At 65.7% G+C, this 26611-nt stretch carries 31 protein-coding genes; 18 read left to right on the plus strand and 13 right to left on the minus strand.

Going from position 1 to position 26611, the window contains the following annotated elements:
* Nucleotides 1–10: 10 nt before the first annotated feature.
* Complete coding sequence (locus tag NP825_RS04100) at nucleotides 11–601, minus strand: J domain-containing protein (RefSeq protein WP_257548670.1); 591 nt, start codon at nucleotides 599–601, stop codon at nucleotides 11–13.
* A gap of 28 nt (nucleotides 602–629) precedes the next feature.
* Between NP825_RS04100 and NP825_RS04105 the strand changes: the two genes are divergently transcribed.
* From NP825_RS04105 to NP825_RS04140, 8 genes are all read left to right on the plus strand, one after another.
* Complete coding sequence (locus tag NP825_RS04105; RefSeq protein ID WP_257548672.1) at nucleotides 630–908, plus strand: BolA family transcriptional regulator; 279 nt, start codon at nucleotides 630–632, stop codon at nucleotides 906–908.
* 8 nt (nucleotides 909–916) lie between these two features.
* Nucleotides 917–1276, plus strand: a complete 360-nt coding sequence (locus NP825_RS04110; RefSeq protein ID WP_257548674.1) for a DUF2200 domain-containing protein — start codon at nucleotides 917–919, stop codon at nucleotides 1274–1276.
* The gene (locus NP825_RS04115) at nucleotides 1273–1644 is read left to right on the plus strand and encodes a cupin domain-containing protein (protein ID WP_257548676.1); all 372 of its coding nucleotides are present in this window, start codon (nucleotides 1273–1275) and stop codon (nucleotides 1642–1644) included. Before NP825_RS04110 ends, NP825_RS04115 begins: the two co-directional genes overlap by 4 nt.
* Complete coding sequence (locus NP825_RS04120) at nucleotides 1644–2528, plus strand: pirin family protein (protein ID WP_257548678.1); 885 nt, start codon at nucleotides 1644–1646, stop codon at nucleotides 2526–2528. Before NP825_RS04115 ends, NP825_RS04120 begins: the two co-directional genes overlap by 1 nt.
* Before the next feature lie 227 nt (nucleotides 2529–2755).
* Nucleotides 2756–3679 carry an alpha/beta fold hydrolase gene (locus NP825_RS04125; protein ID WP_257548680.1) on the plus strand — a complete coding sequence of 308 codons (924 nt, stop codon included), beginning with the start codon at nucleotides 2756–2758 and terminating at the stop codon, nucleotides 3677–3679.
* 204 nt (nucleotides 3680–3883) lie between these two features.
* A complete protein-coding gene (locus tag NP825_RS04130) occupies nucleotides 3884–4657 on the plus strand; it encodes a helix-turn-helix domain-containing protein (RefSeq protein WP_257548682.1) in 774 nt (257 codons plus the stop codon).
* The gene (locus tag NP825_RS04135) at nucleotides 4647–5867 is read left to right on the plus strand and encodes a low temperature requirement protein A (protein ID WP_257548684.1); all 1221 of its coding nucleotides are present in this window, start codon (nucleotides 4647–4649) and stop codon (nucleotides 5865–5867) included. Before NP825_RS04130 ends, NP825_RS04135 begins: the two co-directional genes overlap by 11 nt.
* Nucleotides 5868–5890: 23 nt before the next feature.
* On the plus strand, nucleotides 5891–6142 hold the full coding sequence (locus NP825_RS04140) for a hypothetical protein (RefSeq protein ID WP_257548686.1): 252 nt from the start codon (nucleotides 5891–5893) through the stop codon (nucleotides 6140–6142).
* On the opposite strand, the gene NP825_RS04145 is transcribed toward NP825_RS04140, so the two are convergent.
* Nucleotides 6126–6548 (minus strand): hypothetical protein, encoded by a 423-nt coding sequence (locus tag NP825_RS04145; RefSeq protein ID WP_257548688.1) that lies wholly within the window; start codon nucleotides 6546–6548, stop codon nucleotides 6126–6128. The genes NP825_RS04140 and NP825_RS04145 overlap by 17 nt on opposite strands.
* Nucleotides 6549–6557: 9 nt before the next feature.
* Here NP825_RS04145 and NP825_RS04150 point away from each other — a divergent pair, with 9 nt between their 5' ends.
* On the plus strand, nucleotides 6558–7682 hold the full coding sequence (locus tag NP825_RS04150; protein WP_257548690.1) for a serine hydrolase: 1125 nt from the start codon (nucleotides 6558–6560) through the stop codon (nucleotides 7680–7682).
* A gap of 154 nt (nucleotides 7683–7836) precedes the next feature.
* Here NP825_RS04150 and NP825_RS04155 read toward each other — a convergent pair whose 3' ends face one another.
* Nucleotides 7837–8655 carry a PhzF family phenazine biosynthesis protein gene (locus NP825_RS04155; RefSeq protein WP_257548691.1) on the minus strand — a complete coding sequence of 273 codons (819 nt, stop codon included), beginning with the start codon at nucleotides 8653–8655 and terminating at the stop codon, nucleotides 7837–7839.
* Nucleotides 8652–9230, minus strand: a complete 579-nt coding sequence (gene pdxH, locus NP825_RS04160; RefSeq protein ID WP_257548694.1) for a pyridoxamine 5'-phosphate oxidase — start codon at nucleotides 9228–9230, stop codon at nucleotides 8652–8654. Before pdxH ends, NP825_RS04155 begins: the two co-directional genes overlap by 4 nt.
* Before the next feature lie 182 nt (nucleotides 9231–9412).
* Here pdxH and NP825_RS04165 point away from each other — a divergent pair, with 182 nt between their 5' ends.
* The 7 genes from NP825_RS04165 to NP825_RS04195 all read left to right on the plus strand — a co-directional run bounded on the left by NP825_RS04165 (nucleotide 9413) and on the right by NP825_RS04195 (nucleotide 17068).
* Nucleotides 9413–10345 (plus strand): DnaJ C-terminal domain-containing protein, encoded by a 933-nt coding sequence (locus NP825_RS04165; protein WP_257548696.1) that lies wholly within the window; start codon nucleotides 9413–9415, stop codon nucleotides 10343–10345.
* Nucleotides 10346–10348: 3 nt separating this feature from the next.
* The gene (locus NP825_RS04170; RefSeq protein ID WP_257548698.1) at nucleotides 10349–11431 is read left to right on the plus strand and encodes a YihY/virulence factor BrkB family protein; all 1083 of its coding nucleotides are present in this window, start codon (nucleotides 10349–10351) and stop codon (nucleotides 11429–11431) included.
* A complete protein-coding gene (gene fabI, locus NP825_RS04175) occupies nucleotides 11428–12255 on the plus strand; it encodes an enoyl-ACP reductase FabI (protein WP_257548700.1) in 828 nt (275 codons plus the stop codon). Before NP825_RS04170 ends, fabI begins: the two co-directional genes overlap by 4 nt.
* Nucleotides 12248–12778, plus strand: coding sequence for a GNAT family N-acetyltransferase (locus tag NP825_RS04180; RefSeq protein WP_257548701.1), 531 nt, complete (start codon nucleotides 12248–12250; stop codon nucleotides 12776–12778). The genes fabI and NP825_RS04180 overlap by 8 nt, the downstream gene beginning before the upstream one ends.
* A gap of 4 nt (nucleotides 12779–12782) precedes the next feature.
* Nucleotides 12783–13859 (plus strand): chorismate synthase, encoded by a 1077-nt coding sequence (gene aroC, locus NP825_RS04185; protein ID WP_257548702.1) that lies wholly within the window; start codon nucleotides 12783–12785, stop codon nucleotides 13857–13859.
* 1 nt (nucleotide 13860) lies between these two features.
* Nucleotides 13861–15645: an SLC13 family permease gene (locus NP825_RS04190; protein ID WP_257551286.1), complete on the plus strand. Its 1785-nt coding sequence runs from the start codon at nucleotides 13861–13863 to the stop codon at nucleotides 15643–15645.
* A gap of 73 nt (nucleotides 15646–15718) precedes the next feature.
* Nucleotides 15719–17068 (plus strand): dicarboxylate/amino acid:cation symporter, encoded by a 1350-nt coding sequence (locus NP825_RS04195; RefSeq protein WP_257548703.1) that lies wholly within the window; start codon nucleotides 15719–15721, stop codon nucleotides 17066–17068.
* Between the two features lie 3 nt (nucleotides 17069–17071).
* Here the strand turns inward: NP825_RS04195 and NP825_RS04200 are convergent, their stop codons facing one another.
* The gene (locus NP825_RS04200; protein ID WP_257548704.1) at nucleotides 17072–17896 is read right to left on the minus strand and encodes a hypothetical protein; all 825 of its coding nucleotides are present in this window, start codon (nucleotides 17894–17896) and stop codon (nucleotides 17072–17074) included.
* Between the two features lie 173 nt (nucleotides 17897–18069).
* Here NP825_RS04200 and NP825_RS04205 point away from each other — a divergent pair, with 173 nt between their 5' ends.
* A complete protein-coding gene (locus NP825_RS04205) occupies nucleotides 18070–19461 on the plus strand; it encodes a cytochrome P450 (protein WP_257551295.1) in 1392 nt (463 codons plus the stop codon).
* 175 nt (nucleotides 19462–19636) lie between these two features.
* Nucleotides 19637–20353, plus strand: a complete 717-nt coding sequence (locus NP825_RS04210; protein ID WP_257548705.1) for an extensin family protein — start codon at nucleotides 19637–19639, stop codon at nucleotides 20351–20353.
* Nucleotides 20354–20502: 149 nt separating this feature from the next.
* Here the strand turns inward: NP825_RS04210 and NP825_RS04215 are convergent, their stop codons facing one another.
* The 8 genes from NP825_RS04215 to NP825_RS04250 all read right to left on the minus strand — a co-directional run bounded on the left by NP825_RS04215 (nucleotide 20503) and on the right by NP825_RS04250 (nucleotide 26557).
* Nucleotides 20503–20865: an iron-sulfur cluster assembly accessory protein gene (locus NP825_RS04215; RefSeq protein ID WP_257548706.1), complete on the minus strand. Its 363-nt coding sequence runs from the start codon at nucleotides 20863–20865 to the stop codon at nucleotides 20503–20505.
* Nucleotides 20866–20955: 90 nt separating this feature from the next.
* Nucleotides 20956–21426: an SUF system Fe-S cluster assembly protein gene (locus tag NP825_RS04220; RefSeq protein ID WP_257548708.1), complete on the minus strand. Its 471-nt coding sequence runs from the start codon at nucleotides 21424–21426 to the stop codon at nucleotides 20956–20958.
* A complete protein-coding gene (locus NP825_RS04225) occupies nucleotides 21423–22607 on the minus strand; it encodes an aminotransferase class V-fold PLP-dependent enzyme (RefSeq protein WP_257551297.1) in 1185 nt (394 codons plus the stop codon). The genes NP825_RS04220 and NP825_RS04225 overlap by 4 nt, the downstream gene beginning before the upstream one ends.
* A 20-nt stretch (nucleotides 22608–22627) precedes the next feature.
* Complete coding sequence (locus NP825_RS04230) at nucleotides 22628–23359, minus strand: SufD family Fe-S cluster assembly protein (protein WP_257548711.1); 732 nt, start codon at nucleotides 23357–23359, stop codon at nucleotides 22628–22630.
* Nucleotides 23360–23471: 112 nt separating this feature from the next.
* Nucleotides 23472–24290 carry a Fe-S cluster assembly ATPase SufC gene (sufC, locus tag NP825_RS04235; RefSeq protein WP_257548713.1) on the minus strand — a complete coding sequence of 273 codons (819 nt, stop codon included), beginning with the start codon at nucleotides 24288–24290 and terminating at the stop codon, nucleotides 23472–23474.
* A gap of 1 nt (nucleotide 24291) precedes the next feature.
* Entirely contained in the window at nucleotides 24292–24567 is a 276-nt protein-coding gene (locus NP825_RS04240; RefSeq protein WP_257548715.1) for a hypothetical protein, read from the minus strand.
* The gene (gene sufB, locus NP825_RS04245; protein WP_257548717.1) at nucleotides 24564–26051 is read right to left on the minus strand and encodes a Fe-S cluster assembly protein SufB; all 1488 of its coding nucleotides are present in this window, start codon (nucleotides 26049–26051) and stop codon (nucleotides 24564–24566) included. The genes NP825_RS04240 and sufB overlap by 4 nt, the downstream gene beginning before the upstream one ends.
* The gene (locus NP825_RS04250; protein ID WP_257548719.1) at nucleotides 26048–26557 is read right to left on the minus strand and encodes an Rrf2 family transcriptional regulator; all 510 of its coding nucleotides are present in this window, start codon (nucleotides 26555–26557) and stop codon (nucleotides 26048–26050) included. Before NP825_RS04250 ends, sufB begins: the two co-directional genes overlap by 4 nt.
* Nucleotides 26558–26611 lie beyond the last annotated feature (54 nt).

Consider the following 26611-nt stretch of genomic DNA (forward strand, 5'->3'; position numbering starts at 1 on the left):
CGCGCTTCTCCTATGCGAACGCCTTCGTCTTTCTCAGCAACTGGTAGGCCGCGACCACTTCGCCGAGCCGCGTCTCGAAACTGCGGTCGCCGCCGTTGCGGTCGGGGTGATATTTGCGCACGAGTTCGCTGTAGCGGCGACGCAGCGCGGCGCGGTCGGCCTCGGGCGAGAGGCCCATCAGCCCCAGCGCGCGATGCTCCTCGCGGTTGAAACGCGGATCGGCGGCTTCGCGGCGCGCCTCGTACATTCGCTGGCGGAAACGCGCGCCGAGTGCGTCCATCGGATCCTTGAAATCGGCCCAGCGCGGCGGCAGATCGGCGCTGCCCGCGGGACGAAAGGCGCGGCTTTCGGTTTCCCAGCCGGCGGTCGGCGACTGCGCCGCCATGATCTGGTCGGCGCTCATCCCCTCGAAGAAATTATAGCCCGCGTTGAACTCGCGGACATGGTCGAGGCACAGATAGCGATAGGGGGGCGGGCCGTCGGGCGAGCGCTGCTGGGTCGCGGGCGCGCGAAACTCGCCGGGCTCGCGGCAACCGGCAACGGCACAGGGGGCTTCGCGCGGAACGCGGCCATGGAATCGGGGGGAGCGGGGGCTTGTCATGTGGATCGTCCGGTCCCAACATGGGGGCATGACGCAAAAAGGTCCAGTGCAACACGAGATGGAGGAGCGGCTGAGCGCGGCTTTTCCCGATGCCGATTTCATTCTCAGCAACGATAGCGCCCAGCATCACGGACATGCCGGGGACGACGGTTCGGGCGAATCGCATTTCAGCCTGAGCATCACCTGGGCGGGCTTTGCGGGGCAGAATCGCGTCGCGCGTCAGCGCGCGGTGAACAAGGCGCTCGGCGACCTGCCGGGGAACCGCGTCCATGCGCTGGCGATCAAGGCGACGGCGCCGGGAGAATAGGACGCGGCATGGCGGAGCATCGCATCTATCGGATGAGCTTTGCGAAGGTCTATCCCCTGCTGGTTGCGAAAGCGGAGCGCAAGGGGCGGACGAAGGCCGAGGTCGATGAAATCATCCACTGGCTGACTGGCTACAGCCAGGCGCAACTCGACGCAGAGCTCGCGGCCGGCACCGATTTTACCGGTTTCTTCGCCGCGGCTCCTGCGATGAACGCGGCGCGGGCCGAGATCAAGGGCGTCGTCTGCGGCGTGCGCGTCGAGGATATCGCCGAGCCGCTGATGCGCGAGATCCGCTATCTCGACAAGCTGATCGACGAACTCGCCAAGGGGAAGGCGATGGAGAAGATATTGCGGGCACCAGCGCCATGACGATCGACAAGGTCAATATCGCCGACGCCTTCGCGACCTTCGATGATCACTGGAACCCGCGTGTCGCCGGCGACATCAATGATTTCCAGGTCAAGCTGGTGAAGATCGACGGCAAGTTCGACTGGCATCACCATGATATAGAAGACGAATTATTCCTTGTCGTCGCGGGACGGATGAAGATGGCGTTTCGCGACCGCGACGTGATCGTCGGACCGGGAGAGTTCATCATCGTCCCCCACGGCATCGAACATTGTCCCGAGGCGCTGGACGGCGAATGCCATGTCCTGCTGCTCGAACCTAATTCGACGCGCAACACGGGCAATGTCGAAACCGAAAGGACGCGCCGGAAACTCGAAAGGATTCGCTGATGTTCACCGTCATCACGCCCTCTACCCACGATATCGGCGCCTTCGATGTGCGGCGGACGCTGCCCGACAAGGAGCGGACGATGGTCGGCCCCTTCATCTTCGTCGACCAGTTCGGCCCCGCGCATTTCGACATCGGACAGGGGATGGACGTGCGGCCGCACCCGCATATCAACCTGTCGACGCTGACCTATTTGTTCGAAGGGGCAATCGACCATCGCGACAGCCTGGGCACCTATGCGACGATCCGGCCGGGCGCGTGCAACCTGATGACCGCGGGGCGCGGTATCGTTCATTCGGAGCGCACGCCGCAGGCCGAACGCGCCACCGGTTCGCCGATCTCCGGCATGCAGACCTGGCTGGCGCTGCCCGACGGCAAGGAAGAGATCGACCCGGCGTTCGAGCATGTCGCGGCCGAAGACCTGCCGCTGGTCGAGGATGGAGCGGTCTCGGCGCGGGTGATCATGGGCAGCCTGTGGGGGGTGGCCGCCCCGACGACGCAGCACAGCGCGACGATCTATGCCGACATCGTGATGAACGCGGGCGCCAGCCTGCCGATTGAGGCCGAAGCCGACGAGCGCGCGGTGGTCGTCGCGATGGGCGATGCGAGCCTCGATGGCGAGGCGCTCGAACGCTACAGCCTTTATATCCTCAAGCCCGGCGAAGCGATGACGCTGCGCGCCGCGACCGACGCGCGGGTGATGCTGCTCGGCGGCGAGGCGTTCAGCACGCCGCGCCACCTGTGGTGGAATTTCGTCAGCTCCTCGCGCGACCGGATCAACGAGGCCAAGCACGACTGGAGGGACCGCAAATTCCCGCTGGTGCCGGGCGATACGGAAGAGTTCATTCCGCTGCCCGGGATGCCGAAGACGCCGACCTATCCTTGAGCTTAAAAGCGACATTCTGCGTTTCATGATTTTGTCATTCCCGCGAAAGCGGGAACCCAGAGCGCGTGTCGGCTGACCCCACACTGGGTTCCCGCTTTCGCGGGAATGACGAAGATGGGGGATGTCCGCTTCCCACCCCAAAAGTGGAGGAGCCGGGATCGTTGCCCCCTTGTCAGTAACCCCGCGCTCCGTCAGACAGTTTCGAAACGAAACCAAGGGAGCGATGCATGAGCGGCGATTTCGAGCAGGTGCGGGTGAAGCTGGCGACCGGAGTCGAGCTCGACGTCGTCGACGTGGGGCCGCGCGATGCGCCGGTGCTGATCTTCCTCCACGGCTTTCCCGAATCGCATCGCACCTGGCGGTTTCAGTTGCCGCATTTTTCGGACCGCTATCGCTGCATCGCGCCCGATCAGCGCGGCTATCGCGGCTCGTCGAAGCCGCAGGAGGTCGATGCCTATACGCCCGACAAGCTGATCGCCGACATCTTCGCGCTCGCCGATGCGCTGGATGTTGGGGAGTTCACGATCGTCGGGCACGACTGGGGCGGGGCGATCGCGTGGGGTGTCGCGCTGGGCGGCCAGCCGGGCGGGCTGCATCCCGTATGGTCGGGTCGGGTCACCCGCGCGGTGATCGCCAACGCACCGCATCCCGCTATCTTCCAGCGCTTGCTCCTCACCAATGAAGAGCAGCGCGCGGCGAGCCAATATATCCGCACCTTCCGCGACCCGGCAAGCGACGCGATCATCGCGGAGCATGGCATTGCCGGCATTCTCGCGCACGCCTTTGCCGGGCGCGTCCCGAGCGGCGGCATCCAGCCGCCCGATGAAATCGCCCGGCTGCTGAAAGACTGGGAGGATCGCGACACCTGCCGCGCGATGATCAACTGGTATCGCGCTTCGCCCGCGGTGGTCCCCGCGATGGACGAACCCTATGCTGCGCCGCCCGCCGCGCCCTTTCCGAAGCTGACGATCCCGACGCTGGTGATCTGGGCGCTCGACGACGTCGCCCTGCCCGCGTGCAACCTTGATGGGATGGACGAACTGGTGCCGCAATCGACGATCGTGAAGGTGCCCGGTTGCGGCCATTTCGTGCCGTGGGAAAAGCCCGACGCGGTCAACGCGGCGATGGATGATTTCCTCGCCGGCGGCTGAAGCCGCTTCAAAACAAACGGCTGAAATAGGAAGAAAAAGTTGGCAGGCGGCAGGGGTGCCGCCGCCTGCCGGGAGGGGTCGGTTCTGCGGGGTTGCCGCAATTGGTCAAAATCATGCGCCCGCGTAGCCCGGGCGCGAGTTAACCATAAGTTTGGTCCTAGTTGCAGGCTTTCAGATTCTCCCGCCTCTGGCATATTCGTGCCCATGAAAGTCGGCAGGCTCAGCGCGGTCACGACGGTCGACCGGATCGACGGCCCTTCCGATTGGACTATCGAGCGCGATGCCCATCTGCTCATTCTGCATGAGGCGGGAGGCTATCACTGGCTCGAAACCTGGCTCGACGGGCATCGCACTTCGCTCGGCGACCCGCTGCCGGGCGAGATGTGGTTTGTGCCCGCGGGCCATATCTATCGCGCCGCGGCCAAAGGGGGCGGGGTGCGGATCGTCGAGGTCGAAATACCGGCTGATATGCTGTCGGTTCCACCCGGCGCGCACCCGATCGCAGCCTATCAGGACCGGATGCTTGCCGGCCTCGTCCGCGAGATAGCCGAGGGAAAGCGGGCGGCAGCCGACGCGTTGCCGGTGCTGCTCGCCGAAACCTTCGCTCGCCGCATCGCAAGGCCTGTTCCCGCCGCGATCGCCCGGCGCATCGACGACCTGATGGCGTCGATCCAGACTCAGCTCGAAATGCCGATCCCGGTCGAGGAGATGGCGGCGGAGGCGGGCATGTCGGTCAACAGCCTGATCAGCAATTTCGCGCGCGTGACGGGGCGGACACCGGCGCAATATGTGCTGCACCAGCGCTTGCGGCGCGCCTGCTGGTTCCTTGCCAACCGGCCGCTGTCGGTCGCCGAGATCGCCTTTGCCACCGGCTTTTCGAGCCATGCGCATCTCTGTGCTGCCTTTCGCCGCAAGCTTGCTATGTCCCCAGGGGAATGGCGCGATTTTGCGAGGGGGAGAGTCGATTGTGACGGCTAAGGCGAAACTGTTCCGCGATCACGGCGGTCACGGCCATGCGCCGGTCACCAATATCGAGCTTTTCTTCGACCTCGTCTTCGTCTTCGCGATTACCCAATTGTCGCATACATTGCTCCACCATCTGGGGTGGCTGGGGGCGCTGCAGACGCTGCTGCTGCTGTTCGCGGTCTGGTGGGTGTGGATCTACACCACCTGGGTCGCGAACTGGCTCGACCCCGAACGCGCGAATGTCCGGCTGATGCTGATCGTGCTGATGCTCGGCGGGCTCGTGCTGTCGAGTTCGATCCCCGGCGCTTTCGGCAAGAACGGCTGGCTGTTCGCCGCGGCCTATTGTTCGATGCAGATCGGCCGCTCGCTCTACATGGTCTGGGTCAGCTGGGGCGTCCATCCCGCACGGGCGCGCAGTTTCCTGCGGATCACTTTCTGGCTGCTGCTGTCGCTGCCGCTGTGGGTCGCCGGGGCATGTGCTGCGCCCGAACAGCGGTTGCTGTTTTGGGGCGCGGCGCTGCTGATCGATTATTCGGGGCCGGCGCTTTTCTATCCGACCCCGATCCTCGGGCGCTCGCAGGCGGGCGACTGGGACATTTCGGGGGCGCACATGGCCGAGCGCTGCGCGCTGTTCATCATCATCGCGCTGGGCGAGGGGGTGCTGATCACCGGCGCGACCTTTGCCGAACTGCCGCAGGACCGGCTCCACTGGTTCACTTTCGCGATCTGCTTCCTCGGGTCGGCGGCGCTCTGGTGGCTTTATTTCGACAGCGGCGCGAAGCGCGGCAGCGAGCGGATCGAGGCGAGCGACCAGGCGGGGCTGATCGCGCGCAACGCCTATACCTATTGGCACATCGCGATCGTCGCGGGGCTCGTCGTCTCGGCGGTTGCCGACGAAATGCTGCTGATGCACCCGCAGGGGCATATCGAGCCCGGCCTGCTCGCGGTTTCGGTCGGCGGGCCGCTGCTGTTCCTGATCGGCAACATGGGGTTCAAGAAGGCGACGAACGATCGCCGCCTGCCGCCCTTTTCGCACATGATCGGCAGCGCCCTGCTGCTCGCCGCGGGCGCCGCGGCGTGGTTCGGCCATTGGCAGCCGATCGCGCTCGGCCTCGCGACCTTCGCGGCGCTCGTCTTCACCGCCGTCTGGGAGTGGGGCAGCTATCACGGCGGCTGGCAGCGCTGGGCGCCGTGGATCGAACGCTTCGACCGGAGCAAATAGACCGTTGGAAGGGGGACCAGCCCATGCCGCATAGCGTCATCATGTTGATCGCAGGCCTCGCGCTGCTGATCGTGCTGCGCCTTCTCGTCCGCGACAAGGCGCGGGCGACGTGGGCCTTTCTGTTTCTGTGGCTCATTGTCTCGCTGGGCACTCTGTTCGTCGGCGTGCTGTCGGCGGGCTATGGCTGGGGCGAGGAGATGGTCGTCTGGCTGTTCGTCTTCGGCGTGCCCGCCGCGCTCGCCCTGACGGCCGCGCGCCTCAGTTCGCGGGATTGATCAGGCAGCCGCTCGCCCCGGCATAGCGGGCGCTGCGCGATGCGAGCAGCGGCACGCTACCGGTGATGGTCCTGGTCGCCGCATCCTCGCTCAGCGATACCATTTCCATGCCGGGCTCGAAGTCGGTCTGGCAGCTTTCGAGGCTGCGCCCCTCGACATAGCGGCACGAGCAGCCGACCCGTGCGGCATAGGCCGACCCAAGTTCGGCCTGCGCCTTGAACGAGGGAAGCTTCCACACGAGGAACATTGCGAACAGGACCGCGAAACCAAGGGCCCACGGCATACAGCCACTCTGTTTGCCATCGCGCCGCTTGCCACCGCGCAGGTGTGGCGGCACCTCTGGCGGCGGCGTCTCGCCGGGCCGCTGGTCGACCGTTGCCGTTTCGGGTGGGTTGGTGTTACTCACGGGATCGCCATGATCACGAAAAAAGCCATGCTGGCAAGTGCCGCGCTGTTGCTGCTCGGCGGCTGGTCGCTTGCCGGGGCGGCAGGGCAATCCGGTACCCCGATCGGTGAGGCCCGGCCGGTCGACGCTTCGCCCGCGCTTCCCGCGCTCGATCCGACGATCCGGGCCAAGGCCGACGCGCTGTTTGCCGACGCCGACGATGTAGGTGAGACGCGCGCGCTGCTCGTGCTGCGCGACGGCGATCCGGTCTACGAACGCTATGGTCAGGGGTTCGACCGCAACTCGAAGCTGATCAGCTGGTCGATGGCGAAAAGCATCACCGTGGTGCTCGTCGGCTTCCTCGTCGCCGACGGGCAATTGTCGCTCGATGCCCCGGCACCGATCGCGGCGTGGCAGCGGACCGGCGATCCGCGCGGTGCGATCACGCTGCGCCACCTGCTGCACATGGCCTCGGGGCTCGAGCATGTCGAGACGGGCGACCCGGTGTGGAAGGGGGATACGGTCGAGATGCTGTTCGGCGGCGGCGCGGGCGATATGGCTGCTTTTGCCGAAGCCAAGCCCGCGGCCGCGAAGCCCGGCGAGATATTCAACTACAGCTCGGCGACCAGCGTCATCCTCGCCGATATCCTGGCGGACACGCTGACCCCCTCGCAAAATCCCGAGGCGCGGCGCGACGCCGTGCGCGACTTCATCCAGGGGCGGCTGGTCGAACCGCTCGGCATGACCAGCCTGACCCCCGAGTTCGATGCCAAGGGCACGATGATCGGCGGCTCGATCATGCACGCGACCGCGCGCGACTATGCGAAGTTCGGCGAGTTCCTGCGCAACCATGGCGTCACGGGCGGTCAGCGCCTGCTGCCCGAGACGTGGATGCGCTTCATGCTGACCCCGTCGGAGGACGATCCGGGTTATGGCGGCCATATCTGGCTCAACCGCCGCCGTCCGCAGGGCGCCGATGTCGCGCTATGGCCCGACCGCGGTCCGAACGACCTTTTCGCCTGCATCGGGCATCAGGGGCAATATATCATCGTCTCGCCGTCGCAGCGGGTGACGATCGTGCGGCTGGGGATCACGAAGGACGATCAGTTTTCGGCGCTCAGGCGGCATCTGGCGGATTTGACGGCGGCGCTTTGAGGGCGCCCATTGGGGCCGTCGCGACATTTGCGTCTTATAGCTTCGTCATTCCCGCGAAAGCGGGAACCCAGGGCGTGCGTCGGCTGACCCCACACTGGGTTCCCGCTTTCGCGGGAATGACGAAGATCGAGAACGCGACCTTCGCCCTTACACGCTACAGCAGAAATTCCCCCACCAGCGTCGTCACGCAGCGCCCCGTCAGTTCGACCCTGTCGCCGATCAGCCGACACCCCACATGCCCGCCGCGCGCGCTGGCCTGATAAGCGGCGAAGGCGTCGCGGCCGAGGCGGGTGGTCCAATAGGGCGTCAGCACGCTGTGTGCCGATCCGGTGACCGGGTCTTCGGGGATGCCGGCGCCGGGGGCGAAGGCGCGGCTGACGATGTCGGCGCCCGACGGATCGCCCCCACCGGGCGCGGTCGCGATATAAAGAATGTCGCCCTCGGACAGCGCAGCGAGATCGGGTGTCAGCGCGCGCACCTCCTCGGCGCTGTGATAGACGATCAGCGCATAGCCGCCGTCGTGCCACAGCGTCTCGACGACGTCGCCGCCCATCGCGCGCGTGATGTCGGGCAGCGGTTTGGCGCTGGCGCGATAGGCGGGCAGTTCCATGCGATAGCCTTCATCGTCGCCGTTCCGTGCGACCTGCAATATGCCGGCCTTGCGGGTGCGGAAGCGCATCTCGTTCCGCCATTGAGCGGCCGAGAGCAGCACATGCCCGCTCGCCAGCGTCGCGTGGCCGCAAAGCGCGACCTCGATCGCCGGGGTGAACCAGCGCAGCTCATAATCGGCCTCGCCGCTCTCGTCGGGGACGAGGAAGGCGGTTTCGGCGAGATTATTCTCCGCCGCCATCGCCTGCAGCACCTCGTCGCTCAGCCATTCATCGAGCGGCATTACCGCCGCCGGATTGCCGGTGAACGGCCGGTCGGCGAAGGCGTCGACGCGGGTGACCGGAAAGGAGTGGAGCGCGGTCATGGATAGAGAAGCCCTTTCGTCCAGCCGTCGCCGTCGCGCACATACAGGTTGCGCTCGTGCAGGCGATGTTCGCGGTCCTGCCAGAACTCGATCCGCTCGGGCGTGACGCGCCAGCCTGACCAGCGCGGCGGGCGCGGCACGTCCTGTCCCGCGAAGCGCGCCTGCATTTCGGCGAAGCGCGCTTCGAAGGTCGCACGGTCGTCCAGCGGGCGCGACTGGTCGCTCGCCCAGGCGCCGAGCTGGCTGTCGCGGCTGCGCGTCGCGAAATAGGCGTCGGCGACGCTGTCCTCGACCGGCGCGACCGGCCCCTCGATACGGATCTGGCGGCGCAGCGACTTCCAGTGAAAGAGCAGGGCGACCTGCGGGTTCGCGGCGAGTTCGCTGCCCTTGCGGCTGTCGAGATTGGTATAGAAGATGAAGCCGTCCGGGCCATGCCCCTTCAGCAGCACCATGCGGACCGAGGGGCGGCCGTCGGGCGTCGCGGTCGCGAGTGCCATCGCATTGCCGTCATTGGGTTCGCTCGCGCGCGCTTCGGCGAGCCAGGCGTCGAACAGGGGAAAGGGATCGGTCGTCATGCGCGCGGTCATAATATGTGACATGCGGATGGTCGAGCGAAAGACATGTTTTCTTTAGTTCGTCACCCCGGACCAAGTCCGGTGTGAAGAGGGAAGTAGACTTGACCGTCTCGAATACCCGCACCACATCGCGCGCTCATCAGGCCTTCACGGCCAGACACTTATCGGGCTACAGAAGACAGATGGCAGATCCCTATTCCACCCTCGGCGTCGCGAAAAGCGCGAGCGAAGCGGAGATCAAGTCCGCGTACCGCAAGCTCGCCAAGGAACTGCATCCCGACCGCAACAAGGACAAGCCGAACGCGGCGGAGAAATTCTCCGACGTCACCAAGGCCTATGACCTGCTGTCCGACAAGACGAAGCGCGCGCAATTCGACCGCGGCGAGATCGACGCCGACGGCAATCCTGCCATGCCCTTCGGCTTCGGCGGCGGGGGCGGCGGTTTTCGCGGCGACCCGCGCGGGCATCCGCAGGGCGGCTTCGGCGGCGACGGCGCCGATTTCGGCGATATTTTCGAGGGGCTGTTCGGCGGACGCGGCGGCGGTGGCGGCGGTCCGTTCGGCTTCGGCGGCGGCCGCCATGCGCCGCCGCCCTCAAAAGGTGCGAATGTCGCCTATCGCCTGTCGGTGTCCTTCGTCGACGCGGCGACGCAGGCGATGCAGCGGATCACGCTCGCCGACGGCAAGACGATCGACCTCAAGCTCCCCGCCGGAGTCGAGACCGGCACCCAGATGCGCCTCGCGGGCAAGGGACAGGCGGGACCGGGCGGCAACGGCGACGGCATCGTCACGATCAGCGTCGGAGAACATCCCTTTTATGAGCGCGACGGCGACAACATCCGGCTCGACCTGCCGATCACGCTGAACGAGGCGGTCAAGGGGGCGAAGATCAAGGTGCCCACGGTCGACGGCCCGGTGATGCTGTCGATTCCCGCCGGCTCGACCTCGGGCAAGGTGATGCGGCTCAAGGGCAAGGGGTTCAGCCGCAAGGGCGGCGGTCGCGGCGACCAACTCGTGCGGCTGATGGTCGATATCCCCAAGGAGGATGCCGAGCTTGCCAGGCTGGTCGAGGGCTGGACCGACGGCCGCGCCGTGCGGGCGGACCTCGGCGTGTGATGCGTGGCTGAACCGAGCGAGAAAAAAGTGGCGGCCGCGCTCGAACGCGAAGTCGCCGCCGAGGTCGATCAGCTCTTCCTGGCCGAAGGCCATTCGCCGCATTCGCCCGAAGCGCGGGCCGAGCGCGCCAAGCGCGTCAAATTGCGCGCGCGGGCGCAAGGCGTCATCGAGCGCGGCCGCGAGACGCTGGGGCCGGGAACGCGCGTCTTCCGGGTGATGCGCCGGGTGCTCGTCGGCACCTACACCGACGGCTTCATCCATGCGGGCAATCTCGCCTATCTCGCGCTGATCGCGCTGTTCCCCTTCTTCATCCTCGTCGCCGCCGTCGTCAGCCTGCTCGGCGGCAGCGCGGGGGGCGAGGCGGCGATCGAGGCGGTGTTCTCGGTCATGCCGCCGACCGTCGCCAAAGCGCTGGCGGGGCCGATTCGCGAGGTGATGGGCGCGCGCACCGGCATTTTCCTGTGGCTCGGCGCGATCGTCGCGCTGTGGACGGTCGGCAGCTTCATCGAGACGATGCGCGATATATTGCGCCGCGCCTATGGCACCCATTTCTCGCGCGGATTCTTCCACTATCGCCTGCTGTCGATCGGCATCATCACCGGCGCGGTCGTGCTGATGATCCTGTCGTTCAGCATGCAGGTGCTGATCGTCGGTATCGAGCAATTCGTGACGCGCGTGCTGCCGTCCGCCTATCAGGCGGCGGGAACGGTCGCGCTGTCGCGCATCGTGTCGGCGGCGGGGCTGTTCCTCGCCATCTACATGCTCTTTTATTCGCTCACTCCGTCGAAATACCGCCGCCTCAAATGCCCCAAATGGCCGGGGGCGTTGTTCACGACTTTGTGGTGGGTCGCGGTCACGCTCGCGCTGCCGCCGCTGCTCGCCAGCCTGATGAGCTATGACGCGACCTACGGCAGCCTCGCCGGGGTGATGGTCGCGCTGTTCTTTTTCTATCTCGTCGGATTGGGTATGGTGATCGGTGCCGAACTCAACGCCGCACTCGTCGAGGTTGAGGATTTGGGACACGACGCTATTGGGCGCGTGGACGACATCATTGTCGAAGAGAAAAAGGCCGGAGAAACGGAATGACGGGTCTGATGAAGGGCAAGCGCGGGCTGATCATGGGCCTTGCGAACGACAAGTCCCTCGCCTGGGGAATCGCCAAGGCGCTTCACGCGCACGGCGCCGAACTCGCGATCAGCTATCAGGGCGAGGTGATGGAAAAGCGGGTGAAGCCGCTTGCCGATCAGCTCGGCTGCGATTTTCTGATCGATTGCGACGTTGCCGACATGGACAATCTCGATGCCGCGTTCGCGACCCTCGCGGCGCGTTGGCCGACGATCGATTTCGTCGTTCATGCGATCGGCTATACCAACAAGGAGGCGCTGCGCGGCCATTATGCCGACGTGACCCTCGACGACTTTCTGATGACGATGAACATCAGCGTCTACAGCTTCACCGCGGTCGCCAAGCGCGCCGCGGCGATGATGACGCCCTTCGACCCCGAAACCGGCGCGGGCGGCGGATCGCTGCTGACATTGAGCTATTACGGCGCCGAGAAGGTGATCCCGCACTATAATGTCATGGGCGTCGCCAAGTCGGCGCTGGAAACCAGCGTCAAATATCTCGCCAACGATTACGGTCCGCAGGGAGTGCGCGTGAACGCCATCTCGGCCGGGCCGATCAAGACGCTGGCCGCAAGCGGCATCGGCGATTTCCGCCTGATCCTCAAGTGGAACGAGCATAATGCCCCGCTGCGCCGCAACGTCACGATCGACGATGTCGGCGGTTCGGCGCTCTATCTGCTCAGCGACCTTGCGTCGGGCGTCACCGGCGAAACGCATCATGTCGACGCAGGCTATCACACCGTCGGGATGAAGCAGGAAGACGCGCCGGACATCGCGCTTGCCTGACGGCTTCGTCATCCGTGCCGCGACAGCGGCGGATGCCGATGCCATCGATGCGGTCGTTCGCGCCGCCTTCGCCGGAACCGGCTTCGGCCATCAGGGCGAAGCCGATCTGGTGCGGGTGCTGGAGGCCGATGGCGATGGGCTGGTTTCGCTCGTCGCCGAAGCGGATGGCGTTATCGTCGGGCACGTGCTGTTCAGTCGCATGGACGTCGAGGCCGATAGTGCGCCGGTTTCGGCAGCGGGCCTCGCCCCCGTGTCGGTTTCGCCGGCGCAGCAAGGACAGGGGGTTGGTGGTAAGCTGATCCGCGCGGGACTCGACGCGCTGCGCGAGCAGGGCGCGGCGATGAGCTTCGTTCTCGGCGATGAAGCTTATTATCCGCGCTTCGGCTATTCGCCCGATCTGGCCACGCGCTTCGCATCGCCCTTTGCGGGGCCGCATTTCATGGCGATGATGCTGGACTCGGGCTCGCCTTGGCCGCTAGGCGGGCGCGCGGACTATGCGCCCGCATTCGGCCGGTTGGGGTAAGGCAATGAGTTTCAACAGCTTCGGACGCGTGTTTCGGTTCACGACCTGGGGAGAGAGCCATGGGCCGGCGCTCGGTGCCGTGGTCGATGGCTGTCCGCCGCGGCTGTCGTTGGCGGAGGGGGATCTCCAGCCCTGGCTCGACAAACGCCGCCCCGGTCAGTCGCGCCACACGACGCAGCGGCAGGAACCCGACCAGGTGCGTATTCTGTCGGGGGTGTTCGAGGGCAAGACCACGGGCACCCCGATCAGCCTGATGATCGAGAATGTCGACCAGCGATCGAAGGATTATGGCGACATCGCGCAGGCCTATCGCCCCGGCCACGCTGATTATGCCTATGACGCCAAATACGGCATTCGCGACTATCGCGGTGGCGGCCGGTCGAGCGCGCGCGAGACGGCGGCGCGCGTCGCCGCGGGCGGCGTCGCGCGGCTGGTGATCCCCGAGGTGCAGATCCATGCCTGGGTGTCGGAGATCGGCGGCGATGCGATCGATCTCGAAAATTTCGACCTCGAGGAAATCGACCGCAATCCCTTTTTCTGTCCCGATCCCGCCGCGGCGCAGCGCTGGGAAGCGCTGATGGACGCCGCGCGCAAGGCAGGCAGTTCGCTGGGCGCGGTCGTCGAATGCGCCGCGAGCGGCGTACCCGCGGGCTGGGGCGCGCCGGTCTATGCCAAGCTCGATGCCGACCTTGCTGCGGCGATGATGGGGATCAACGCGGTCAAGGGAGTCGAGATCGGCGCGGGCTTTCATGCTGCGCGCCTGCGCGGAGAGGAAAATGCCGACGCGATGCGTCCTGCCAGCGACGGCAGCAACCACCCCGATTTCCTGTCGAACAATGCCGGCGGCATCGCGGGCGGCATTTCGACCGGGCAGCCGGTGGTCGTCCGCGTCGCCTTCAAGCCGACGAGCTCGATCCTTACCCCGGTGCCGACGATCAACCGGGCGGGCGAGGCGGCCGACATCGTCACCAAGGGCCGCCACGACCCGTGTGTCGGCATCCGCGGCGCGCCGGTGGTCGAAGCGATGATGGCGCTCGTCCTCGCCGACCACAAGCTGCTCCACCGCGCCCAGTGTGGCTGACATGATCGAGGCGCTGCGATCTTTCATCGAAGCGCATCAAGCGGTCCTGTCCCTGGCAATACTGGCGGCGATGTTCGTCGGCTTTCTGATGGAACGTCTTCCCGCGACGGTGATCGCGATCCTCGGCGCCTGCACTTATCTCGCGCTCGGCATCCTCGATGCCGAGGCGGCCTATTCGGTGTTTTCCAACTCGGCGCCGATCGTCATCGGCGCGATGTTCGTGCTGTCGGGCGCGCTGATCCGCACCGGGGTGATCCAGCGCGTTGCCGACGCGATCATGGCGCGAGCCGAAAAACATCCACGCCTCGCCATCATCGAGGTGCTGCTCGGCGCGCTCGCCGCCTCGGCGTTTCTCAACAACACGCCGGTCGTCGTCGTGCTGCTGCCGATCATGATGAAACTGGCCGAAGTGACTGGGGTCAGCGCGAAAAAGCTGTTGATGCCGCTGTCGATCGCGGCGGTGCTCGGCGGCACGTTGACGCTCATCGGCACGTCGACCAACCTTGTCGTTGACGGCATCGTCCGCCAGGCCGGAATGCCGCGCTTCGGCATTTTCGAGATCACCCCGATCGGCCTCGTCACCGCCGCGTCGGGGATGATCGCGCTCGGGCTGATGTGGTGGTTGCTGCCCTCGGACAAGCCGATCGCGGGCGCCGCCGGGACGCACGATACGCATCAATATCTGACCGAACTGGTACTCGGCGACGATGATGATCTGGTCGGCATGACGGTCGAGGCGTTTCGCGATCTGCCGCGATCGGGCCGCGTCGTCGGCGTGCGCCGCGCTTCGGCCGTCATCCACGGCGCCGAACTCGATCACTGGACGCTTGCCGCCGGCGACCGGCTGATCGTCCGGGTCGATGGCGCGACGCTGGTGACCTGGCGGGAACAGGGGCGCTTCCTGCTGGGGATCGGCAACGGCGAGCCGTCCGCGAGCGATATGGTCGTCGAAACGATGATCGCTCCCACTCACCCATCGATCGGGCAGCGGCTTGCCGACATTCCATTTCTGCAAAAGATTCGCGCGCGCATCATCGGTCTCGACCGGCCGCTGCACGAAGCCGGTCCCGACCTCGCGAGCGTTCGCATCCGCCCCGCCGACCGGTTGCTGGTCACAGGCGGCCCGCGCGAGGTCGAGGCGCTGCGCGACAATCCCGGCCTGATCGGTGCCGACCTCGCCAAGACGCGGGCCTTTCGGCGTGGCAAGGCGTGGATTGCGATCCTGTGCATGGCGGGGGTCGTCAGCCTCGCGGCGCTCGACGTGATGCCGATCGGCGTCGCCGCGATCATCGCCATCGGCGTTATTCTCGTCACTCGCTGCATCGACAGCGACGAGGCGTGGGGAACGATCGATGGCGACGTGCTGATCCTGATCTTCGCGATGCTCGCGGTCGGCGTCGCGCTCGAAAACAGCGGCGCGGTCGCGATGATGGTCGGCTGGGTCGAGCCGTCGCTCGCCAGTGCGCCCCCCTGGGTGCTCGTCTTCGGCATCTATTTCTTTGCGCTGCTCCTCTCCGAGCTGCTCAGCAACAATGCGGTCGCGGCGCTGATGACCCCGGTGACGCTCGCGATCGCGGCCGAACTCGGCGTCGACCCGCGGCCGCTGGTGATAGCACTGATGATCGGTGCGTCGGCCTGTTTCGCGACGCCGATCGGCTATCAGACCAACACGATCGTCTATGCCGCCGGCGATTATCGCTTCGTCGATTTCGTCAGGATCGGCGTGCCGCTGAATATTATCACCGGCGTATCGACCTGCCTCGCGATCGTGTTTTTCCTGACCTGAGATTGCCCGCGGCCAGCCAGCCTGTTACCCCCGCCCGATAGCAACCGCCACCGGCGGGACAGGGGAGTATTGGATGGCGCGTCGCCTTACGGTTTTCATCTTGATCGGCATGGTTTTGGGCATCGTCGTCGGATTCGCGGTGCGAAGCTTCGTGCCCGCCGACAGCCAGGCCTATGAATATTGGCTACGCGGCTTCGGCACGCTCGCCACCATTTTCCTCAATCTGATCAAGATGCTCGTCGCGCCGCTGATCCTCGGCACGCTCATCGCGGGTATCGCGCATATGGGCGACAGTTCGGCGCTGGGCCGCATCGGCACCCGTGCGCTCGCCTGGTTCATTCTCGCCAGCCTGGTCTCGATCAGCCTCGGCCTCGTCATGGTCAATCTGCTCGAACCCGGCGCCGGGCTCCATCTGGCGGTCGGGGCGCATTCGACCGCCGAGGTCGGGGAGGTCAAGAAGCTCGACCTGTTCGAATTCATCGAGCATATCTTCCCGAAAAACGTCGTCCAGGCGATGGCGGAGAACAACGTCCTCCAGATTCTCGTCTTCGCGCTGTTTGCAGGCGTCGGCCTGACCGCGATCGGGGAGAAGGGGAAGCCGCTGGTGCGCGGCGCCGAGGCGCTGGCCGAACTGATGCTTCAGATCACCGGCTATGTGATGCTTCTTGCGCCGCTCGCGGTGTTCGGCGCGCTGGCAAAGGTCGTCGCGCAATATGGGCTCGCCATCCTCGGCACCTATGCCGAGCTTCTGACCGAATTCTACATCGCGTTGCTGCTGCTCTGGACTCTGCTCCTCGGCGCCGGGGCGATCTTTCTGCGCACGCGCATCTTCTCGCTCATCCGCTATGTCCGTGAGCCGCTGCTGATCGCTTTCTCGACCGCGTCGTCGGAGGCGGCGATGCCCAAGCTGTTCGAGCAGCTCGATCGTTTCGGCGTGCCGCGCCGCATTTCGGGCTTCGTGCTGCCCTTGGGGTACAGCTTCAATCTCGACGGGTCGATGATGTATGCCAGCTTCGCGACGATCTTCATCGCGCAGGCCTATGACATCGAACTGTCGATCACGACGCAGATCCTGATTCTGCTGACACTGATGGTGTCGTCGAAGGGTATCGCGGCGGTGCCGCGCGCCAGCCTGGTCGTCATCACCGCGACGCTGGCGATGTTCGACCTGCCGGTCGAGGGCGTCGCGCTCGTCTTTGCCATCGACCATTTCCTCGACATGGGCCGCACCGCGACCAACGTCGTCGGTAACGCGGTCGCGACCAGCGTCATCACCAAGTGGGAAGGGATGTTGGAGGTCGAGGAGCCCGTCGATGCCGAGCGCCCGCACGCGCCCGCGCACACCGCGCATCGCGGCGCGCGCGGGCTCGAACTGGCCGAGGATATGGTGACCGACGAGCGTAAGCCGCCCGCCGATAGCTGACCGTCAGCGCTTGTCTGACGCCTTGGGGCGCTCGAAACGAGGCCGCGGCCGCTCGGCAGGCGCTTGGCGCGGCGGCGTCGCCGGGCGAGCGACGGGCGCCGCCGGGCGCGCTGCCGAAGGCCGTGCCGCGGGAGGCGTCGCCGCCGCCGGCTGGGGAGTGGGCGCTGTGGCTTGTGGGCGGCGCGGAGGACCACCCGCGGTGGGTGACCAGTTGCGGGGCGGGCGGGCATTGCCATCCGGCGCCGGCCGATGAGGCCTCGCTGCGCCGGGGCCGCGGTCGGGGCGGTTCGGGCTGACCGCGGCTGGCGGCGGCGTGCCGGGTGCGGAGCCGTTTGGGGGCCTGCCGTGCGGGCCGTCGCGATCGCCGTGATTCCAGCCGCCGGGGCGGCCGGGCTTGCCGTCATGGCCTCCCTGACCGGGCCTCGGCGTCCAGTTGCCGCCGTTCGGGCGATCCTTGCGATGCTTCCACCACGCGCGGCGGCCGCCCCAATAGTTCAGATACTGGCCGCGCAGCGGATAGCGGTTGTGATAGCTGTCGAAGAGCCACATGCCGTAGCCCGGATAATAATAGTCGTCGTACCAGCCGCCGCCGAAGCCGATCTGCGCGAAGCCGCCGCTGTAATCGGCGGCGTCGTAGCAGTCATAGCCATAGCCGTCGTCATAGGCATAGCCGTCGCTGTCGTAATAATCGGCGCCATAGCGCGACGCGCAATCGCCGCCCGAGGCATAGCTGCTGCCGTAGACGTCGCCATAATAGCAGCCGCCGAGCGTCGTCGTTGCGAGCGCGCCGAGCGCGATGGAGAGAGAGCGCCTGAAACTCTGAGGCATGGTCTTGTCCTTTGGAGGGTCAACGGATGCGACCCGTCATCTTGAGTGCCAGATTGCGCGAGTCGAGTTGAATTTGCGGTGAATGGAGGCGGTGCACCGAAAAGGCGTTACTTGCATTGATGTCAGTAGTTCGATAGCCTCCTGCCATTGCAACGATGGACGAGGTCTTGCGCATGAATGCCCCCGCGAAATTGACATGGTCGGAAAGCCGGTTCGGGCCAGACACGGCGCATTGGCTGCCGCGTGGCTCCGAGAGCCTGCTCGATCATATTCCGGGCGAGGACGGCCTGCCGGTGATCGGCAACACCCTCGAACAATTGCGCGACTATCCGGGCTTCGCGCGGCGGATGGTCGCCAAATATGGCCGCGTCTATCGTAACAACAGCTTCGGCGGGCGCAGCGTCGCGCTGCACGGCGCGGACGCGAATGAACTCGTCATGTTTGACCGCGACAAGATATTCTCGTCCGAACAGGGCTGGGGGCCGGTGCTCAACCTGCTCTTTCCGCGCGGGCTGATGCTGATGGATTTCGAGAAGCACCGCGCCGACCGCAAGGTGCTGTCGGTCGCCTTCAAGCCCGAACCGATGCGCCATTACGCCGATTCGCTGAACGAGGGGATTCGCGACCGCGTCGCCGCGTGGAGCGGCAAGTCGTTCAAATTCTACCCGGCCATCAAGGAACTGACGCTCGACCTTGCCGCGACCAGCTTTCTCGGCATTCCCTGGGGGCCGGAGGCCGACAAGGTCAACAAGGCTTTCGTCGATATGGTGCAGGCGTCGATCGGCGTCGTGCGCCGCCCGCTGCCGTTCACTGCAATGGGCCGCGGCGCGAAAGGGCGCGCCTTTCTGGTCGATTATTTCGGCAAGATGGTGCCCGAGCGGCGTGAGGGCGCGGGCGAAGACATCTTCAGCCAGATCTGCCGCGCAAGGGACGACGACGGCGAATATCTGCCGGTCGACGCGATCGTCGATCATATGAATTTCCTGATGATGGCGGCGCACGATACGATCACCAGCTCGGTCACGACGATGGTCTGGCAGCTCGCCAAGCACCCCGAATGGCAGGACCGGCTGCGCGAGGAGATGCTGAGCGTCGCGCCTGCGGGCGAAGGCGTCGGGCACAACGGCCTCGGCGAGCTGGAAATGACCGAGTGGGCGTTCAAGGAATCGCTGCGCCTCGTGCCGCCGGTGCCGACCTTCCCGCGCCGCGCGCTCAGGGATTTCGAGTTCGGCGGCTACCGCATCCCCGCCGGCACCAGTGTCGGGGTGAGCCCCGCTTTCACGCACATGATGGAGGAGCATTGGCCCGACCCCGAGACATTCGACCCGATGCGCTTCGCGCCCGAGCCGACGCGCGAGCGGCATAAATATGCCTGGGTTCCCTTCGGTGGCGGCGCGCATATGTGCCTGGGGCTGCACTTCGCCTATATGCAGGCGAAAATCTTCTTCCATCATGTCGTGACGACGCATCGGGTCGTCGTGCGCGACGGCTACGCGCCCGAATGGCAGATGCTGCCGATCCCGCGTCCGAAGGACGGGCTGACGGTGACGTTCGAGCCGCTCTGACTGTCGCGAGGGCGACTATCAACCAAGTCCGTCATTGCGAGCGAAGCGAAGCAATCCAGGGCGTGACAAGCCGCTCTGGATTGCTTCGCTTCGCTCGGAATGACGATCCGAGATCTGCCTCGCTACATGGGGCGGTGCTGTTGTCTGAAGGCCGGGAATGTCCCATCTGGGAGCGATGACAAGCCTGCGCCCCTATCTGATCTGGTTCGCCGTTGCCGTGCTGCTGACGCTCGGCGCGATCCGGGCGATCGGATGGGCGAAGAAGCATCCCGAACATTTCCCCGGCGCGCGCTTCGAGTTCGACCAGCCGCAAGGCTGGGCGACGCATCGCAAGCTGGTGGGGCTTGCCGCCGACGATGCCGCCTGCTTCGCGGTGTTCGACCGCGCCAAGGTGGGCTATCTGCGGCGCCCGGTGGTGGGGCAGGGGATATGCCGCGCCAGCCAGCGCATGATATTGACCCGCGACCGGCTGGTGCCGACGATGCGCCCCGCGAATGCCGCGCCGGGCTGCGCGGTCACCGCGGCGATGGCGCTCTGGACGCGCGATGTCGTGCAGCCGGCGGCGCGGAAATATTTCGGGCAGCGGGTCGTCGCGCTCGAAAATCTCGGCAGCTATAATTGCCGCAAGATCGCGGGACAGCGCGCGCAGAGCGAGCATTCGACCGCCAATGCGATCGATATCTCCGCCTTCATCCTCGCCGACGGCACGCGCGTCTCGCTGTTGAACGACTGGAAGGACGAGGATGTGCGGAGCGAGTTCCTGCACGCGGTGCGCGACGGGGCGTGCGGGCTGTTCAGCACTGTGCTGTCGCCGGACCACAATGCCGCGCATGCCAATCATTTCCACCTCGACCTGGCGGCGCGGCCGCTGGGGTGGACGGTGTGCCGCTAGAGCATGATCATTTTTGATTGAATTGTCATCCCGGCGAAGGCTGGGATCTCGCGGGTGCGTAAGGCCGAGACGGTGAGATCCCGGCCTTCGCCGGGATGACGAGCTAAGAAAGGTAGTGTTTCAGTCCAACCCGATCAAGATCCGGGCCCCTATACCGTGAAGCTCTCGCCGCAGCCGCAGGCGCCCTTGGCATTGGGGTTCTGGAAGACGAAGCCCGCGGCGAAATCATCCTCGACCCAGTCCATGACGCTGCCGATCAGATAGAGCACCGACGCGCCGTCGATGTAGAAGATGCCGCCCGGCGTCTCGATCTTCTCGTCGAACTTGGCCTCCTCGGTCACATAGTCGACCGAATAGGCGAGGCCGGAACAGCCGCGCCTCGGGGTCGACAGGCGGACGCCGATTGCGCCGTCGGGAGCGGCCGCCATCAAGGCGGCGACGCGCGCCTCGGCGTTGGGGGTCAGGGTCACCGCGGCGGGGCGGGTGCGGGTGTTGGTGTCGGTCATCGTCATCTCCCCCCTCCGGCTTGCAGGAGGGGTCGGGGGTGGTTTCCGGCAATATAGGGACGGTTCGCGTTCGCGCCCACCCCTAACGAGTCCCGGTCAAAGCATCCCGAGTTCGAGCCGGGCCTCGTCGCTCATATTCTGCGGCGACCACGGCGGGTCCCAGACCAGATTGACCTCGGCATCGCCCACGCCAGGCACCGCGCCGACGCGTAATTCAACCTCGCCCGGCATCGATTCGGCGACCGGGCAATGCGGGGTCGTCAGCGTCATGGTGATCAGCACATGTCCCTCGTCGATCTCGACATTATAGATGAGGCCGAGGTCATAGATGTTCACCGGGATTTCGGGGTCGTAGATGTCCTTGAGCGCCCCCACGACGGCTTCGTAGAGGTCGCCGCCGACCGCGCTCGGATCCTCGGCGACCGGTTTGGCGGCGAGAAAACCTTCCAGATAATCGCGCTTGCGCTCCAGCTTCGCCGCAGGGGGCTCGGCGTCCTCGACGCGCGCCCTGGGCGGCGCCTCGACGCTTTCCACTTCCTCGATTCTGATCGTCCGCTCGTCGCTCATCCGAAAATCCTTTCGACGCGGGCGAGGCCGTCGACCAGCGCCGCCACATCGTCGTCGTTGCTGTAAAGTCCAAAGCTGGCGCGCGCGGTCGCCGGCACTCCGAGGTGCGCCATCAGCGGCTGCGCGCAATGATGCCCGGCGCGGATCGCGACCCCGCTTTCGTCGAGGATCGTGCCGATGTCGTGCGGGTGGACCCCCGCCATCGCAAAGCTGACGATCCCGGCGCTGTCCTCGGGGCCGAACAGGGTAATGCTGTTCTTGCGCGCGAGCTGTTCGCGCAACGAGCCGACGAGCGCACACTCGTGCGCATGAATGGCCTCGACGCCCAGCGCTGAAACATAATCGGCCGCCGCCGCGAGCCCCAGCGCCTCGACGATCGCCGGGGTGCCGGCCTCGAAGCGGGTCGGGGCAGGGGCGTAGGTCGTCTTTTCGAACGTCACGCGGTCGATCATCGACCCGCCGCCCTGCCACGGCGCCAGCGCGTCGAGCTTGTCGCTCCACAAGACGCCGATGCCGGTGGGGCCATAGAGCTTGTGCCCCGAAAAGACATAATAGTCGCAGCCGAGCGCGGCGACGTTGACCGGCAGCCGCGGCACCGCCTGGCAGCCGTCGATCAGCAGCTCGGCGCCGACGCGGTGCGCGAGCTCCGCCGCGCGCGCGACGTCGAGCGGGCTGCCGAGCACGTTCGAGACATGCGCGAAGGCGACCATCGTGTGATCGCGCGTCAGCAGCTTTTCCGCCGCGCCCAGATCGATGCGGCCGTCCGCCGTCAGTGGGCAGACGTCGATTTGCCAGCCCGCGAGCTGCCACGGCACGATATTGCTGTGATGTTCGAGCGTCGAGAGCAGCACGCGACCCTTGCGCGGGTGGCTATAGGCGACGAGGTTGATCGCCTCGGTCGCACCGCGCACGAAGGTCACCTGCTCCTCGATCCCGCCGATGAACGCCGCGATCCGCCGCCGCGCCGCCTCATAGGCGAGCGTCATGTCGGCCGACCGCGCATAGACGCCGCGATGGACGGTCGCATAGTCGCGCCCCATCGCCAGCGTGCAGGCATCGATTACCGCCTGCGGCTTCTGCGCCGTCGCGGCGGTATCGAGATAATGCCAACCGGGGGTGAGGCCGGGGAACTCGGCCCTTATGTCCCCCTCCCGCTTGCGGGAGGGGTTAGGGGAGGGCATGTCCGTGGCTGCCGCGACGCTCACACCAATTCTCCCAGCTTCGCCAGCGCCAGTTCCTGCAACCGTGCCTCGTCCTCCGCCCCGTCGAACACGCCGGCGACGAACGCCTGCAGCAAGATCTTCTTCGCCTCGGCGGGCGGCATCCCGCGCGACTGGAGGTAGAAGAGCGCTTCCGCATCGAGCTCGCCGATCGCGCAGCCGTGCGCGCATTTGACGTCGTCGGCGAAGATTTCGAGTTCGGGCTTGGCGTTGGCGGTCGCGCTGCGCGTCAGCAGCATCGCCTTCACATCCTGCGCGCTGTCGGTCTGCTGCGCCCCGCGCGCGACCGCGACCTTGCCGAGATAGGTGCCCGTCGCGGTCCCCGCCAGCACCGAGCGCACCACCTGCCGCGAGGTCGCGCCGGGCTCGGCGTGGGTGACGGTGGTGACGATCTCGAGCGTCTGTTCCCCCCCGCCGATCTGCACCGCGCCGAGCGTGAAATCAGCGCCCTCATGGAGGGTGACGTTCATCTCGATGCGCCCGTAGGCGCCGCCGATGTTCAGCACATGCAGTTTGGCAACCGCACCCTTGCCAAGGGTGAGGTTGATCTGGCGGATGTCGCCAAGGTCCTGCACGATCGCGCGCGCAAAGCTGCCGCCTGCGGGCACCATGATGCTTTCGGGCGCGGGTAGCGGCCAGAGGCGCGCCAGCGCCTCCATATCGCTATACCGCCACGCCTCGTCGCGGCGTGTAGGGAGAGTCGCTGCGCTCACGGCCTGCTCCTCTCCGCGTCTCCGCGTCTGCGCGTGAACAATATGAAGGATTCACGCGGAGACGCGGAGACGCGGAGAAAAGAAGAGATTGCGCCTGCGGCGCGAAAGCGGGTCACGCCACCACCTCCGCATAGCCATGTTCTTCGAGTTCGCGCGCCAGTTCGGGTCCGCCCGACTTGACGATGCGCCCGGCGGCGAGGACGTGGACGAAATCGGGCTGCACATAATCGAGCAGCCGCTGATAGTGGGTGATCAGCAGCACCGCCTTGTCGGGGCGCCGCATGATCGCGTTGATCCCGTCGCCGACGATGCGCAGCGCGTCGATGTCCAGCCCCGAGTCCGTTTCGTCGAGGATCGCGAGCTTCGGATCGAGGATGCCCATCTGCACCATCTCGTTGCGCTTCTTCTCACCGCCCGAAAAGCCGACGTTCACCGGGCGCTTGAGCATATCCATGTCGAGCTTGAGCAGCCCCGCCTTCTCGCGCGCGAGCTTCAGGAAATCGCCGCCCGACAGCGGCTCCTCACCGCGCGCCTTGCGCTGGGCGTTGAGGCTTTCGCGCAGGAACTGGACGTTCGAGACGCCGGGAATTTCGACCGGATATTGGAAGCCGAGGAACAGCCCCGCCGCGGCGCGCTCGTGCGGATCGAGGGCGAGCAGGTCGAGCGTTTCGGTGGTCCCCGTACCCCGGACAAAATCTGAACCGACTTCGTCGGAACCAGCGCCGGGGAACATGACATCGGGCATGAAACTCACCGACCCCTCGGTAACTTCATACCCCGGCCGACCGCCGAGCACATAGGACAGCGTCGACTTGCCCGCGCCGTTCGGCCCCATGATCGCGTGGATTTCGCCCGCATTGATGGCGAGCGAAAGGCCTCTCAGGATCGGCTTGTCGGCGACGGTGGCGTGGAGGTTTTCAATTTTGAGCATGTTACCGATTCTGAGAAAGAGCGTTGTTGAGGAAGAACATAATCATGAAGCAAAAGGCGAAAGCCACTATCGCCGCAACGGGCGTCCATACGATCATGTACATAGCGATGACGCTTCCGAGCGTTACAAAGCGATAGATCATCCATAAGGCAAACATGATTGCGCCTGCGGCGATTGGACTGCGGTTCCGGACACCCCACCACGCAAAGGCTAAACTAAACAGCCACAAGGAGGGGGCCAGAAGAAAGCCCGTGATCACTTGATTGATGTCGATCACCCCACGCTCCCCTCAAGGCTGATCCCCAGCAGCTTCTGCGCCTCGACCGCGAACTCCATCGGCAGTTGCTGCAATACCTCTTTCGCGAAACCGTTGACGATCAGCGCCACCGCTTCTTCCTGCGAAAGCCCGCGCTGCATCGCGTAGAAAAGCTGGTCGTCGCTGATCTTGCTCGTCGTCGCCTCATGCTCGACCTGCGCGCTCGGGTTGCGGACCTCGATATAGGGCACCGTATGCGCCCCGCAGCGGTCGCCGAGCAGCAGGCTGTCGCACTGGGTGAAGTTGCGTACGCCCTCGGCGTTCGGCGCGACGCGCACCAGGCCGCGATAGCTGTTGTTCGACTGGCCCGCGCTGATGCCCTTCGACACGATGGTCGAGCGCGTGCGCTTGCCGTTGTGGATCATCTTGGTGCCGGTGTCGGCCTGCTGGAAATTGTTGGTGACGGCGACCGAATAGAATTCGCCGACGCTGTCGTCGCCGTTGAGGACGCAGCTCGGATATTTCCAGGTGATCGCGCTGCCCGTTTCGACCTGCGTCCACGACACTTTCGACCGCGCGCCCTGGCACAGTGCGCGCTTGGTGACGAAATTATAGATGCCGCCCAGCCCCTCGGCATTGCCGGGATACCAGTTCTGGACGGTCGAATATTTGATCTCGGCATCGTCCAATGCGACCAGTTCGACCACCGCGGCGTGCAGCTGGTTTTCATCGCGCATCGGCGCGGTGCAGCCTTCGAGGTAGGAGACGTAGGCGCCCTTGTCGGCGATGATCAGGGTGCGCTCGAACTGCCCCGTATTCTCGGCATTGATGCGGAAATAGGTGCTGAGCTCCATCGGGCAGCGCACCCCCTCGGGCACATAGACGAAGGTGCCGTCCGAAAAGACCGCGCAATTGAGCGTCGCGAAATAATTGTCGTGCATTGGCACGACCTTGCCGAGCCATTTCTTCACCAGATCGGGATATTCGCGGATCGCTTCGCTGATCGACAGGAAGATCACGCCCGCGCGCTTCAGTTCCTCGCGGAAGGTCGTCGCGACGCTGACGCTGTCGAACACCGCGTCGACCGCGACCTTGCGCGCGCCCTCGACCCCGGCGAGCACTTTCTGCTCCTCGATCGGGATGCCGAGCTTCTTGTAGACTTCCAAAATTTCGGGATCGACCTCATCGAGGCTCGCCAGCTTCGGCTTCGCCTTGGGCGCTGCGTAATAATAGGCGTCCTGGTAATCGATGGGCGGGACGTCGAGCTTCGCCCAGTCGGGCGGCGTCATCGTCAGCCAGTGGCGAAACGCCTTCAGCCGCCAGTCGAGCATCCATTCGGGCTCGTTCTTCTTGGCGCTGATGAAGCGTACGATATCCTCGTTCAGCCCTTTCGGCGCGAAATCGGTTTCGATCGCCGACGACCAGCCATGTTCATAATCGGCGACCTTCGCCGCGGCATCGTGCGCGGCCTGGTCCTTGACGGGGAGGGTGGGGTTGTCGGTCATGCTTCTATCCTCCCCTCCCGCTTGCGGGAGGGGTTGGGGGAGGGAATGTCGGCGGAAGCGGGGGTGGCAACAGGCCCTCCCCAAACCCCTCCCGCAAGCGGGAGGGGCTTAACGAGGCTCGCGAGGCTGATCCCATCCAGCGCCGCGCGGACCGCGCCGTTGACGACGCCCAGATGCGGCTGCACCTGACACGCGCCCTCGAAGCCGCAGTCGTGGCGTCCCTCGTCGCAGCAGGCGGTGAGCGCGATCGGTCCCTCGACCGCTTCGATGATGTCGGCGACGCTGATCGCCGCCGCGGGCCGGGCGAGGCGGATACCGCCGCCGCTGCCGCGCGAAGTGACGAGCAGGCCGGCACGCGCGAGGCCGCTCACCAGCTTTTGCGCGGTGGGCCCCGGAATTCCCGTCTGTTCGGCGAGCATCCCGGCGCTGAGCGCCACCGATCCGCACTGGCGCGCGGCGGCGCTCATCAGCACGACGGCATAATCGGCAAGGTTCGACAGGCGCACGAAATCCTCGTTGGAATTGCGAATGATTCTTAACTGGAGCGAATTACTCCACTT

The sequence above is a fragment of the Sphingopyxis sp. DBS4 genome, from assembly GCF_024628865.1.
In the GTDB taxonomy this organism is placed as follows: Bacteria; Pseudomonadota; Alphaproteobacteria; order Sphingomonadales; family Sphingomonadaceae; genus Sphingopyxis.